Source organism: uncultured Cyclobacterium sp., assembly GCF_963977555.1.
Lineage (GTDB): Bacteria > Bacteroidota > Bacteroidia > Cytophagales > Cyclobacteriaceae > Cyclobacterium.
The window spans coordinates 230,126-243,126 of sequence record NZ_CAXBPD010000001.1 but is presented as its reverse complement, the minus strand read 5'-3'; the positions used below and the strand labels follow the sequence as shown (position 1 = coordinate 243,126).

Below are 13,001 nucleotides of genomic sequence, written 5' to 3'. Positions count from 1 at the left end.
CTGTAACAGTTCTGGATCCAGCTCAAAACACTCATCAATTAACTAACCCGAAAAGAATTTTAAGCATTTAAAATTATGGAAATTAATTTACTAAAACTATTGATCATGGTATCAAAGAGGCTATTATATGCCTTCCTTGTACAGGTGATTGCAATGCAATTTCTAATGGCGATCCCCTCAAAAAGCCAAAACTTAGAGGATGTTAGCCTAAGTATTAGCGTTCAGTCGAATACTTTTAAAGAGGTCCTTGGGCTAATCCAGGAGAAAACCCTTTTTAACTTTACTTACAATCAAAAAGTAGTCAAGGATAACAATCGATTTACCTTTTCTTATGAGGAAAGCAACCTAAAAGAAGTGCTCCAACACCTGGCGCAGGTTACCGCATTTGAATTCAAAAGGGTAAACAATACAATTTATGTAAAGCCTGGCCTAGATTCCGAAAATACCTTAGGAAAAGTGTCTGAGCAGATTTCTACTGTAAAGGATTCAGAGAATGCATTTGTACCTATCAATGGAACAGTGGTAGATGAAAGTGGCAATGCTATACCTGGCGCTACGGTAATCATTGAAGGTACCACTACTGGAACGGTCACCGATATTGATGGCAATTTCTCATTGAATGCAGCTACTGGAGCAATAATTAAAATCTCGTTTATTGGCTATAAAAGCCAAACCTTCACTGTAGGAAATCAGACCAACATCTCTATAACTTTATTGGATGACCAAGCTGCTTTGGATGAGGTGATTGTAGTAGGATATGGTACACAGAAGAAAGAAGATGTAACTGGAGCAGTTTCATCAATTAATCAGGAAGCAATCAAGAATCTTCCCGTTTCCTCATTAGACCAAAAAATGGTAGGTCAAGTGGCTGGTGTACAGATCCAGCAAGTATCAGGCGCACCTGGTGCGGGTACTTCCGTGAAAATAAGGGGAAGTGGATCCTTGGGAGCAGGCAATGAACCGCTCTATGTAATCGATGGAATGCCTTATTCTTCAGGTATGAATCAAACTTTAAACCCTTTGATGTTTATAGATCCAAATAATATTGAGTCGATAACAATTCTTAAAGATGCTTCTTCTACAGCGATTTATGGTTCCCGAGGGGCCAATGGAGTTATAATGATCACCACCAAAAAAGGTGAGCTTGATCAAACAACCATCAACTTCTCTTCTATGGTAGGGGTGCAGCAAGCTCCTCAAAAAGGCAGACCACAACTTTTAAATCAAAGAGAATTTGCCCAATTCCAACGCGATAGGATAGATATTGGAGTTAGACAAACTGAAGGAAGAGAACCTACCTTGGCAGATTATCCTGAAGAATACAGGGATTTGGATGCCCTTTCAGGTCAGGGGACGGATTGGTATGATCTCGTACTGCAGACGGCAAAGATTCAGGATCATAATTTTAGCATGCAGAAGGGTACAAAGGATTCCAGAATCAATTTTAGCTTGGGTTATTTTAAGCAGGAAGGAGTCTTAAAACATACCGGCATAGAAAGGTTTAGTAGTAATTTAGGTATTGAAAGCAATGTCACCAACAAACTCAAAATTGGGGCATCTATTCAACCCACCTTCATAAAACAAGACAGGGCAAATACCAATTTAAATCGTAATGATATATTGGGGGTAAGTATTTGGGCCAATCCAATTTCGACTCCTTATGATGCCAATGGAAATATTAAACCATACATAGTAGCGCCTCAAAGTCGATTTCATTCAGCATGGAGTTTTGTGAATCCACTATTTGCTTTACAGGAGATGAAAATGCAGCAAAATACTTTCCAAAACCTTGGATTGGCATTTGCTGAGTTGGAGATTCTGCCAAATTTGAGATTCAGGACTTCTTTGAATACTATATTTGAAGTATCAAAATATGAGCAGTATATTCCAAGTTCTATTGGTGCATCCAACAGGCCACCTACAGCAGGGACTGGTTCATCTTTCAATTCCAGAAGCAATAGTTTTGATTGGTTGATAGAGAATACGTTAAATTATGATCTTACTAGAGGTGACCACCGGATCAATGCTTTGCTTGGATACACCACGCAGAAGTTTACTTCCAATAATATCACTTTAGGAGCCAGCCCTTTTCCAAATGACCTGATTACAACTATCAATGCAGCTCAAAACATTGATACTTGGGGAGAAGCAATAAATGACTGGAGCATGATTTCCTATTTGGGTAGGGTTAATTATGCGCTAAAAGACAAATACTTATTGACAGCTACCTTCCGTTCTGATGGATCGTCTAGGTTTGGCAATCAAAATCGCTTTGCCATGTTCCCTTCCATCGCGGCAGCATGGAGGGTCTCAGAGGAAGATTTCTTCCAAAACATCAATTGGATGGATGAGTTTAAAATCCGTGGAAGTTATGGCAAAAGTGGCAACAATAATATTGGTAATTATGCCCACCTTGCTTCCATTAGTGCAGGATCTTATGTATTTGGCACCAACCAGGTAACTGCTTCCACCGTTGGGCTGGCCAATCCCTTTTTGACCTGGGAAGAATCCAATCAGTTTGACCTTGGACTGGATTTTCAATTCATGGATAGCAGGCTTAGCTTATTGATAGACTTGTACCGTAGGGAAAGCAATAATATGTTGCTGAATGATGTGATACCTACCATCACAGGATTTAATTCTCAAACCATCAACCAGGGTAATGTTAGAAATATGGGGCTTGAAATTGCTTTGGGTGGATCCCCATATGTAGGTGAGTTTACATGGGATGTCAATGCCAATATTGCTTTTAACAGAAACAAGGTTATGTCGCTAAATGACAATACGGTGAGGATTCTTGCAGGAAATAATGATGGTAACCCTACCCACGTTTCAGTTGTAGGTCAGCCTATTGGACAGTTTTACGGATTTGTGTTGGAGGGAGTTTATACTCCTGCAGACATGGACAATCCTGATATTGTAAAAACGCCCCAAGTATATGAAGGAAATGTTAAGTACAAAGATGTCAATGGAGATGGTTTGATTAATGATGTTTTGGATTATACGATTATAGGGAATCCACATCCTGATTTCATTTTTGGTTTCACCAATAATTTCGCTTACAAAAATATTGACCTAGGCATAATAGTCAATGGGCAAAGTGGTGGTCAAGTAATGAATGGTTTGCGGCAGACAACAGATAACCTTCAGGGCTTTTTCAATGTGGACAGAGATTGGGAAAACCGTTGGAGAAGTACCGAGAATCCTGGAGATGGGATACATTCAGGAATTCCTCAAGTAAGACCTAGTTGGGGGCACAGGGTTTCCAGTTTATGGGTAGAAGATGCTTCTTACGTGAGGATATCCAACCTCACTTTGGGATATACGCTACCTGGCGATTTTCTGGAACGTTTGAAGGTGGTAAAAGGATCAAGGATCTACATGACAGTTCAGAATCTGGCCATGTTTACCAATTATAAAGGTGCCAATCCGGAAGGGCAAGCGGCTAACCAGAACAATACCTTGGTTCCAGGATTTGATATGACTTCTTATCCACTCTCCAGAACCATTTCCCTCGGTATTAATTTATCTTTTTAAACGCATTTGTAATCGAAACCTGAGATTCACAAAAATTATTCAGACATGAAAAAGTTACTATATATACTTGTCTTTTTGGGAATGAGTTCTTGTTCAGAGGATTTTCTCGAGATCTTCCCAGAGACGACCTTAAATGAAGGCAATTTTTATCAGACCCAGGAAGAATTTATCCTGTTGGCCAATGGTTGCTACGTGCCCATGAGAAATTACGAAAAAGATTTACATTGGGTATTGGCAGAATTGATATCAGACAATACGAGTTTTCAATACAATATTAGAACTGGTGAGGCTGTAAGAGGGGTAATTGATCAGTTTATCATCACTTCCGATAATAGAGGGTATGCGCAGTTTTGGGATGAATCCTATAATGGCATCACCAGGTGCAATAAGCTGTTGGCAGAGATCGATAGAGAAGGTGTTTCCTGGTCGAATGAAGCGTATAAGGATAGATCAGAAGGTGAAGCTTTGTTCTTAAGGGCCCTTTATTATTTCAATTTGGTGCGTCAATACGGCGGCGTTCCTTTGGTCACCAATCCCATAACGGCTCAGGAAGCTGTGAACATAGACCGATCAACCGAAGAACAGATTTATCAGCAAATCATCAGTGATTTAAAAAGTGCAGTGGATCATTTAAGCAATGCTGCTGCTGTACAGGAAGATGGCAGAGCTAATAAATTTGCGGCCCAAGCCCTTTTAGGAAAGGTATACCTTACCCAAAAGAATTATACTGAAGCCGAAAGTAGCCTCAAGGAGGTGATCAACGCCAATCAATACAGCTTGCTTCCTGATTATGCTGATTTATACGATCCTTCTAATCCGGATTTTACGGAAACGCTTTTCTCAATTCAATATTCTGAAAACAACAGGGAACTTTCCAATCGATTCATATTTATGTTTGCTCCCTGGAGTTCTGAAGGAGAGATCACAGAAAGGCCTAATATAAGCATGGTGTCTGCTGGCTGGAATATGCCTACAGAAGATTTAATAAATGCCTTTGAAGATGGAGACAAAAGAAAAGCGGTGTCTATAAATACCTGGACAGGACCTGATTGGGATGGTGAAATAAGAGAGTTGTCCTATATTGGGAAGTTCAAACCGCCAGTATCTGCGCCTGACGATAGGTGTGGAGACAATATGCCAATATTGCGATATTCAGATGTGCTGCTTATGTATGCTGAAGCATTGAATGGGTTGGGAAGAACAGGAGAAGCCATTCCTTATGTGGAAATGGTTAGAGAAAGGGCTGGCCTGACTGAGGCGCTTGCTGGCTATGATCAAACAAGTTTGCAAGCGTTGATATTGAAAGAACGGCAGGTGGAATTTTGTTTCGAAAACCAAAGGTGGTACGATCTAAAGAGAAGTGGAAAAGCAGTGGAGGTTATGTCAGCTCATGGAATTAGGGAAAAAGAAATGAAGCCTTTCCTTTTTGATGCCTCTTTTAATGTGACAGCAGCTAAATTATTGGCGCCCATCCCTGCTGAGCAGATTTTAATCAACAGGTTGGATCAAAATACAGGCTATTAATTAACAAAAACCAAAATAATTGACAATGAAAAAAGTATTTAGGAGCTATCCTCTAAAGTATGTGTTTATGCTGTTCCTTTTGGTTACAATTACCAAAAGGAACTCACTTGCGCAGGGAGAAAAACCCAATATTATTTATATCCTTTCCGATGATCAGTCATGGAACGATTTTGGGTTCACTGGCCATCCTCATATCGAAACGCCACATATAGATAAGCTGGCTGCTGAAGGACACACTTTCACCAGAGGCTATGTGACGGCACCCCTTTGTAGTCCATCCTTAGCCAGTATTATTACAGGATTGTACCCTTATCAGCATGGAATTACAGGAAATGATCCGGAATTTAATTTTGAGGGTAAGCGGTACAATAACGATTGGCAAATCGCCAGGTCTAGGCTGTATAAAGATTACCTTGATGAATTTCAGAAACATCCTACCATTCCAATGGTTTTAAAAAAATTGGGATACCTTTCTTTTCAGGCAGGGAAATGGTGGGGAGGAAACTACAAAGAGGGTGGTTTTACGCATGGAATGACCCACGGTGACCCATCCAAAGGTGGACGACATGGAGATGAAGGGCTTAAAATAGGAAGGGAAGGAATGGATCCTATATTTGATTTTATGGATCATGCAATAGAGGCTGAAAAACCGTTTTTTGTATGGTATGCGCCATTCCTACCCCATTCTCCTCACAATCCACCGGATTCCTTACTCCAGAAGTATTTGCCTTTGGCACCTACTAAATCAGTTGCCTCCTATTGGGCCATGTGCGAATGGTTTGATATTACTGTCGGGCAACTTTTGGATAGGGTGGATGAAAAAGGGCTTTCTGACAATACTTTGGTAGTTTTTGTAACTGACAATGGTTGGATTCAAGATCCAAATGTACCCAATAAATATGTCGAGGGATCTAAACAAGCACCTCAGGATATGGGCATCAGAACACCCATAATTTACAAATGGCCCGGAAAAATTAAGCCGAAGATGGATGACACAAATCTTACTAGTAGTATCGATATGGCCGTGACAACGATGGCTGCTGTAGGGTTAGAGCCGCTTTCTGATATGCAAGGAATTAATATAATGGATAAGAAAGCATTGAAGAATAGAAAGGTGATCTATAGCCAAGACTTTGCTCATGACATGAAAGGGGTAGATGCCCAAGAAGAAACATTGGAAAGCAGGATTTTGATCACCAGTCCATGGAAGATTATTGTCCCTGGTGTAGCCAATGAGGATACCCAGAAAGTTTTGCTTTACGATATCCTTAAAGATCCATTGGAAGAAAACAATCTTGCTGATAAACATCCTGAGGTAGTGAAAAAACTCACTGCTTCACTTGATGATTGGTGGGGCAAATAACATTAAGGTAGGAAAGGGGTAATTCCCTTTCCTATTTATGATTTTTAACCCAATGGTATTAAGCTTAAGTTTTTTAGAAAATGAATAACTTTTTGTTCGGACATTTCGCAGGGTTTTAATAATTCTTTACTTGAGGTGATATAATAATTTAAGCTGATAAAATTGGTGCCACCCAATTCTTTGGCGTAAACTTTGATGCTATTTCCACTATTAAAGTCCGTTCGCGTCAGCCCATACTTGCTACCAGCATAAAGTACCTCTGAATACCCAATAGGGAGTTTGTGAATAAAATCCAATAGCATACCTTTTCCGATTTAGTTCAATTTTTCCCTAATCCTTACATGAAGCCCTTCCTAGATGGGATTACCCATAGGATTTTCATATTAAGAGCTACAGGACAGCATAGAACAGCCTACTTTATGCCTCGCCCATTCAGGTCGCTTGGCAAACCATTTTTCCTTTTCAGGTTGCTCGCTGTAGGGATGTTTTAGCAATTGATACAACTCATCTATTAATGCATAATCGCCATTGTTCGCATCGTCAATGGCCAATTGTGCCATGTAATTTCGGAGCACATATTTTGGGTTTACTGCATTCATAGCTTTCTTTCGTTCCGAATCCGGGACTGTTTCCATTTGCAAACGGATAGCATAATGTTGAAACCAATCTTGCCATTGTTGTTTTATGGTTTCGGTTACTTCTGTGGGTGTATAAAATGCATCGTTAATCAATTCCAAGCCTTCATTGGGCTTGTCTTTTTGTAAGGAGCCCAAATTTCTGAAGAAAATCGTCATATCGGTTTCCGTCAGCTGAAGGAGGCTTTCCAAATTCTTTATCAAGGATTTATCCTGTTGCTTTTCAGTTTTCAAGCCTATTTTATTGCGCATCATTTGAATCGAACCTAGTTCAAAATCGGTTCTGTACGTATATAGAGCAGCTTCCAAAGGTTCTACTTCTTCCACCAAAGGATACAGGGCATTGGCCAACTGGTATAAATTCCATAGACCTATATTGGGTTGATTGCCGTATCTGTATCGCTTGTGCTGAATATCTGTAGTGTTTGGCGTCCATCCTTCCTCAAAACCTTCTAACCAACCATAGGGACCATAATCTATGGTTAAGCCCAGGATAGACATGTTGTCTGTATTCATCACACCATGTACGAAACCTACACGCTGCCAGTCAATAATCATACTTAAAGTACGCTGTACAACCTCATTGAAGAAAGTGATATAAACGGCTTTGGACGGAGTACCCAAATGGCTGAAGTGTTGATTAATGGTGTAATCTACCAATGATTTTAAAGTTTTAGTATCTTGTCTCGAAGCGAAAATCTCAAAACTACCAAAGCGAATAAAACTGGGCGAAATACGGCTAACCACAGCCCCTTTCTCATATTCGGCATTGCCATTATACAATACATCACGCATTACTTCGTCACCTGTCAATGCCAATGATAAAGCTCTGGTCGTTGGTATGCCTAGGTGGTGCATGGCTTCACTGCATAAATACTCACGGATGGAGGAGCGCAATACAGCCAAACCATCCGCTGTCCTTGAGTAAGGTGTAGCACCTGCTCCTTTAAGCTGAACGACCCATTGCTTGTGATTATGTGCTACTTCAAATAAATTAATAGCCCGACCATCACCCAATTGGCCTGCCCAGTTTCCAAACTGATGGCCTCCATAGCACATGGCATATGGCTTGGTGTTTTCCATCACCCTATTTCCTGTCAGCACATTTAAAAAATCAATTGATGCACTATCTGCTTTTGATAAGCCTAAATTTTCCAGCATATCATCGGAAACGTGTAAAAGCGTTGGCTTTGAAGTTTTTTTTGGGGTAACATAAGAAAAACAAGCTTCTTTGACTTGTCTTCGATTATTATCCAGAACAGGGTCTGCCGGCAATTTTTCTATAAAGCTGTTTTTTATATTAAGTTTCATTCTTTCTTAGGTTAAACCATCTGGATTTTAAAAACTGAACGGTTTTCGTTATGCGACAAACGGAATTTATTTTTTCCTACTTTTGATTTCGGCGCTATTCTATAAACACCAACGGTTAAAGTTTAAAAGTAGTTCTAGCTATGGTTTATAAAGCATTTTCTATTAAATTTCTTTTATATTCTGATTAGGCGTTTTAATTTTCGTTTTATTTCTAGAAATGAATGTAATTTTCACCATTTATTTAAGTTGCTTTTTTTGAAGATGGTTTGCCAAAAAATCGTGGGGTTAAAATAGTTAATTGTTTGAGTAATAAAGTTTTATATTGGTGTCGTAGATGAGCATTCATCAAAATTCTCATAATATGATTCATTTTATAATACCATGAATAATCGATTAAGTATAATGTTAGTTTTAGGAATGTGCAGTTTTATCTCCTGTCAGAGCCCTAAGAAAAAGCCAAATATTATTTTGATCATGACCGATGATCAAGGCTGGTATGATGCGGGATTCAACGGGAACACAGAAATAAAGACCCCTTTTCTAGATGCCCTTGCCTCTGAAGGAGTTGTTTTTAATCGATTTTATTCGGCTTCTGCAGTTTGTTCACCCACTAGAGCTAGCCTAATTACGGGTAGGAACCCATTAAGAATGGATATACCCTATGCCAATACTGGACATATGAGGGTTGAGGAAATTACTATTTCGGAAATTTTAAAGGAGGAGGGATATGCTACGGGGCATTTTGGAAAGTGGCACCTTGGTACACTTACTAAAACCATCCCTGATGCCAATAGAGGAGGTAAAGAAAAATATTATAAGGATTATACCATTCCTTCTGAGCATGGTTATGATACCTTTTTTTGCACAGAATCAAAAGTTCCAACGTATGACCCTATGGTCTCGCCAAAGGAATTCATAGCCGGAGAAAGCATGAGATATGGGTGGAGAGCTGTAGAAAATCATGATTTAACAAATAACTACGGCACCGTATATTGGAAGGGAGAAAATCAAATGGATACCAGTAATGTGCAAGGAGATGATTCACGTGTTATCATGGATCGTGTGGTTCCATTTATAGAAAATTCCGTAAAAACAAAACAGTCATTCTTTTCCACCATATGGTTTCATACACCTCATCTACCGGTGGTTAGTGACAGCTTAGACAGGAGTTTATATGCAGACATGGATTTACCTAAGCAATTGTTTTATGGGTCCATTTCGGCAATGGACAAACAAATTGGACGATTATGGGAAACTTTAAAAAAAGAGGGGATTGAAGAGGAAACTATAATTTTCTTTTGCAGTGACAATGGGCCTGAAGACCAAACCCCTGGTAGTGCAGGGATGTTTCGAGGCAGAAAGAGGAGTTTGTACGAGGGGGGAGTAAGGGTGCCTGCTTTCGTGACTTGGAAAAATAACTTAGAAGGGGGGATAAAAATTGATTTTCCAGCATTTACAAGTGATTATTTGCCTACTATTCTGGACATTTTAGGAATCCAATATCCTGAGGAAAGGCCATTAGACGGCATTAGTATATGGGATGCTTTAGAAGGAAATGTAAAAGAAAGACCAAGCCCAATGGGTTTTATATGCACACCAAATGTATCATGGGTTACCCATCAGTACAAACTTATTGGTGATGAAAACCTTAAGAATTTTGAACTTTATGATTTGCTGAAGGACAAATCAGAAAAGAACAATATTATTAAAGAATTTCCTGAGCTTGCTGAGCAGTTAAAAACGGAGTTGTCTGAATGGTTAATGACAGTTGAGAACAGTAAAAATGGAATGGATTATAGGGAATGAATTATTTGATTATTTAAACCGTAATTAGGTGATTGGGATTCTTTATTTCTCACCTGAGAAGCCTCCTAAATAATTTAGGATAAAGCTGGGGATACTAATTTCAAAACTATTAGAATGCATGGATTTCTTAAATAAACTCTTGGGGATTGACCCAAATTACATTATTATTGGATTGATCGCCTTGTTCTTTTCCTTAGAGCAGCTGACTAAAACAAGGTTTAGTTTTAAGGATCGGATGAAACACTTATTTCAAAATGGGCTGTTTCAAATTGTACTGGTAGGTCTCAATTTCTTTTTTGTGAGTTTCCAAGTTTTTCTCATCGACTGGTTGAATGGTCAGCAAATTGGATTACTTTACCTAATCTCCTTACCTTTGTGGGCAAAAATTCTTATTTCGGTTGTCTTGTATGATCTTACGGCCTATTGGATACATAGAGGGACACATAAAATACCCCTGCTATGGCGCTTTCATAGGGTTCACCATAGCGATACAAGTATGGATTCCTCAACAGTGTTTCGATTTCATCCTATGGAATTAATTTTGGTATTTGGTCTGGGAAATATAGTCACAGCTTTTTTATTCGGGACAGATGTTTTATCAATGGCTTTGTACTATTTTATTCTTTATATATTTTTCTTTTTTGAGCATGCCAATTTAAATTACCCCAATTGGTTAAATTTCACTCTGGGGTTAATTTTTGTAATGCCGGACCAACATAGGGTGCATCATCAGCAGGATCAATTTTATACAGATTCGAATTATGCTGATATATTTATCATTTGGGATCGAGTATTCGGCACCTATAAAACGATGAATGCAAATAAAATGAAATACGGATTAGCCGAATTTGATTCCGATAACAAACAAAAATTTTTTTATCTTTTAAAAAGTCCCTTCATTCACACACAACCCATTAAACACGAACAAAAAGACCGAAAATAATACTAAAATTAAATTGGTTTTTCGCTGCTGTAAAATTTAAATATTTTTAAATACATCGCTCAAATAAAATAGGATGTGGGAGCTATTAACAAAGAAATGTCGGAGGGTTTTACCCTTTCTAAAACCGACCTTTAATTTTGAAAGAAATTAAATTAAAGCTCTTTTTCAATTAGCTTTTCAAGCATATCTTTTGAAAGTGGTTTACTTAGAAATCCATTGATATACCCTTTATTTAAGGCTTTCTTTTTATCATCTGGGTTAATAGAGGTAGTCAACATAACGACTACTATCTTTCCTTTAATTCCTTCATCTAGTTTATTGTATTCTTCTAGAAATTCCCACCCATTCATTGCTGGCATATTAATATCAAGAAAAATGAGATCCGGCTGAGGATACTTACCATTTTCTTTAAGCTCTAAATATTCTAAGGCTTCATAACCACTTTGCACGGCTACAACTTTATCAGCTACACCACTGTCTTCGATAATGATTTTATGCAGAAAATTTGTTGGTTCATCATCATCAATTAATAAAATGCAATTAACTTTTTTTCTCATGACTTTGCGTACTTATGGTGAAATTAAAAATACTTCCTTCGTTTAATTTTGAGTCGACCCAAATTTTGCCACCATGTAAATCTACAATTTTTCTACAATGGGACAGTCCGATTCCAGAGCCTTCGTATTTATTTTTATTGTGTAATTGTTGAAAGATGACAAAAATCTTTTCATAGTGTTTAGTAGAAATACCGATTCCATTGTCCTTTATGGAAAATAACCAACCGATATCATTTTGAATTGCCGAAATCCTTATTAGCGGTTTTATCCCTTCCTTTCGAAATTTAATAGCGTTGGAAATTAAATTTTGGAAAAGCATTTTTAAAGGGGGTTCATAGCCTGTAATAGTAGGTAGTTTTTGTACTATAATGGTTGTTTCGGTATCAATGATCTCCTTACTTAGCTCAATTTCTATTTCATGTATCAATTCATTACAATCTACTAGCGTTAAATTATTATCGTTGTCTATACGGTTATAATCCAATAAGCTATTGATTAATTGGCTCATTCGTACTGTGGCCTCCTGAATAAATTGTAAGCTTTTTAAACTGACTTCGTCGAAATGATCTTTTTTCTTTTTTGACAGCAAATCTGTAAAGTTGATAATCGTTCGTAATGGTTCTTGCAAGTCATGGCTCGCCACATAGGCAAACTGCTCTAATTCTTTGTTTTTATATTCAAGTTTCAAAAGATGAGCTAACCTCAATTCTTCAGTTTTTTTTCGTTCTGTTACATCTTGTCTGAGGGCCATAAATTCAGTTATGTCACCTTCTTCGTTCTTAAAAGGGACAATGGCAGTTAAAACCCAATAAAATGAGCCATCTTTCGCTTTATTTTTAATTTCATCAACCCAAATTTCACCTGAAGAAATAGTTTTCCACAAATTCGCAAAAAACTTCTTGTCGTGATAACCAGCGTTCACTATTGAATGCGTTTTTCCTATCAGTTCTTCTTTTTCGTATTGGGATATTTTACAAAAAGTATCGTTAACGTAGGTAATCACTCCCCGTTTATCAGTCAATGCCACAATCGCTACCTGATCTACCCCTTGTTTGAACCGTTTTAGGTAGCGATTGCCTTCTCGCAATTTTATCTCTAATTGCTGCCTTTCTTCATCTGTTTTATTTAAACCCATAGCTATATAAGTTAAATAAATAATACTCAGCGGTATAAAAACTGCCGCATTGGCAACAAGTCCAAATTCAATAGTGATAATGTTTTGGTGGATTCCTACAATTATTAAGTAGCTTGAGATAATTGGGAATAGAACGATTAAGGGTAGAATTTTAAGGGTTAATTTGCTTCCAGCAAAATCTTTTATCAAA

At 38.1% G+C, this 13,001-nt stretch carries 9 protein-coding genes; 5 read left to right on the top strand and 4 right to left on the bottom strand.

The annotated features are described in order from the left end of the window. Positions 1-75: 75 nt before the first annotated feature. The 3 genes from AAC073_RS00780 to AAC073_RS00770 are packed head-to-tail and all read left to right on the top strand — an operon-like array spanning position 76 to position 6,424. On the top strand, positions 76-3,537 hold the full coding sequence (locus tag AAC073_RS00780; protein ID WP_339921922.1) for a TonB-dependent receptor: 3,462 nt from the start codon (positions 76-78) through the stop codon (positions 3,535-3,537). A gap of 45 nt (positions 3,538-3,582) precedes the next feature. Continuing rightward, positions 3,583-5,061, top strand: coding sequence for a RagB/SusD family nutrient uptake outer membrane protein (locus tag AAC073_RS00775; RefSeq protein WP_339921921.1), 1,479 nt, complete (start codon positions 3,583-3,585; stop codon positions 5,059-5,061). Positions 5,062-5,086: 25 nt separating this feature from the next. Beyond that, on the top strand, positions 5,087-6,424 hold the full coding sequence (locus tag AAC073_RS00770; RefSeq protein ID WP_339921920.1) for a sulfatase: 1,338 nt from the start codon (positions 5,087-5,089) through the stop codon (positions 6,422-6,424). A gap of 44 nt (positions 6,425-6,468) precedes the next feature. Here AAC073_RS00770 and AAC073_RS00765 read toward each other — a convergent pair whose 3' ends face one another. Together AAC073_RS00765 and AAC073_RS00760 are read right to left on the bottom strand one after the other, a co-directional pair. Continuing rightward, positions 6,469-6,726 (bottom strand): peptide methionine sulfoxide reductase, encoded by a 258-nt coding sequence (locus AAC073_RS00765; protein WP_339921919.1) that lies wholly within the window; start codon positions 6,724-6,726, stop codon positions 6,469-6,471. A gap of 81 nt (positions 6,727-6,807) precedes the next feature. Continuing rightward, positions 6,808-8,370: a YdiU family protein gene (locus tag AAC073_RS00760; protein ID WP_339921918.1), complete on the bottom strand. Its 1,563-nt coding sequence runs from the start codon at positions 8,368-8,370 to the stop codon at positions 6,808-6,810. Positions 8,371-8,751: 381 nt separating this feature from the next. Here AAC073_RS00760 and AAC073_RS00755 point away from each other — a divergent pair, with 381 nt between their 5' ends. Continuing rightward, entirely contained in the window at positions 8,752-10,176 is a 1,425-nt protein-coding gene (locus AAC073_RS00755) for a sulfatase-like hydrolase/transferase (RefSeq protein ID WP_339921917.1), read from the top strand. Positions 10,177-10,294: 118 nt separating this feature from the next. Beyond that, the gene (locus AAC073_RS00750) at positions 10,295-11,119 is read left to right on the top strand and encodes a sterol desaturase family protein (protein WP_339921916.1); all 825 of its coding nucleotides are present in this window, start codon (positions 10,295-10,297) and stop codon (positions 11,117-11,119) included. A gap of 152 nt (positions 11,120-11,271) precedes the next feature. Here the strand turns inward: AAC073_RS00750 and AAC073_RS00745 are convergent, their stop codons facing one another. Together AAC073_RS00745 and AAC073_RS00740 are read right to left on the bottom strand one after the other, a co-directional pair. Continuing rightward, a complete protein-coding gene (locus AAC073_RS00745; protein ID WP_339921915.1) occupies positions 11,272-11,676 on the bottom strand; it encodes a response regulator in 405 nt (134 codons plus the stop codon). Then, positions 11,660-13,000 carry an ATP-binding protein gene (locus AAC073_RS00740; protein ID WP_339921914.1) on the bottom strand — a complete coding sequence of 447 codons (1,341 nt, stop codon included), beginning with the start codon at positions 12,998-13,000 and terminating at the stop codon, positions 11,660-11,662. Before AAC073_RS00740 ends, AAC073_RS00745 begins: the two co-directional genes overlap by 17 nt. Between the last annotated feature and the right edge of the window lies 1 nt (position 13,001).

What these genes read in the sequence shown, in the direction of transcription:
- AAC073_RS00780 (WP_339921922.1), top strand. Translation starts at nt 76, where the DNA reads ATGGAAATTAATTTACTAAAACTATTGATCATGGTATCAAAGAGGCTA.
- AAC073_RS00775 (WP_339921921.1), top strand. Translation starts at nt 3,583, where the DNA reads ATGAAAAAGTTACTATATATACTTGTCTTTTTGGGAATGAGTTCTTGT.
- AAC073_RS00770 (WP_339921920.1), top strand. Translation starts at nt 5,087, where the DNA reads ATGAAAAAAGTATTTAGGAGCTATCCTCTAAAGTATGTGTTTATGCTG.
- AAC073_RS00765 (WP_339921919.1), bottom strand. Translation starts at nt 6,726, where the DNA reads ATGCTATTGGATTTTATTCACAAACTCCCTATTGGGTATTCAGAGGTA.
- AAC073_RS00760 (WP_339921918.1), bottom strand. Translation starts at nt 8,370, where the DNA reads ATGAAACTTAATATAAAAAACAGCTTTATAGAAAAATTGCCGGCAGAC.
- AAC073_RS00755 (WP_339921917.1), top strand. Translation starts at nt 8,752, where the DNA reads ATGAATAATCGATTAAGTATAATGTTAGTTTTAGGAATGTGCAGTTTT.
- AAC073_RS00750 (WP_339921916.1), top strand. Translation starts at nt 10,295, where the DNA reads ATGGATTTCTTAAATAAACTCTTGGGGATTGACCCAAATTACATTATT.
- AAC073_RS00745 (WP_339921915.1), bottom strand. Translation starts at nt 11,676, where the DNA reads ATGAGAAAAAAAGTTAATTGCATTTTATTAATTGATGATGATGAACCA.